Origin of the sequence: Limosilactobacillus urinaemulieris (assembly GCF_014838745.1) — a bacterium.
Classification (GTDB): domain Bacteria; phylum Bacillota; class Bacilli; order Lactobacillales; family Lactobacillaceae; genus Limosilactobacillus; species Limosilactobacillus urinaemulieris.
The window spans coordinates 1-292 of sequence record NZ_JABUXR010000053.1; the positions used below are offsets into that span (position 1 = coordinate 1).

General features: G+C 53.1%; 1 protein-coding gene. It reads right to left on the reverse strand.

Annotation, left to right across the window (positions count from 1 at the left end):
- Nucleotides 1–292 (reverse strand): lipocalin/fatty acid-binding family protein (locus HUK45_RS09390; protein WP_191912056.1); only part of this gene is annotated, 292 nt, incomplete at both ends.

The window sequence follows — 292 nt, forward strand, 5'->3', positions numbered from 1 at the left end:
TCTTCACCACTCGGACGAGCGTAGACGTAGCGCCCGGATAAGACTTGATACCGCCAGCCGTGAACTCGCCTGGCTGGGAACCTGGAACAAAAGTCTTGATCCTGTACGAGCACCTCCCAAGAGCGAACTGCACAGAGGTGACATCGTAGCTCTTGTCTTCTTTCAGCTCATAGATGGTGGCACCCATCTTCGACGGAAGCTTATCCAGACGCAGCCTAAAGTTGCCAGCAAAACCTACCACATACCATTTCCCTTGGAATTGGTTGTCCTGGAAGTTCTGCTGCAGAGGGAC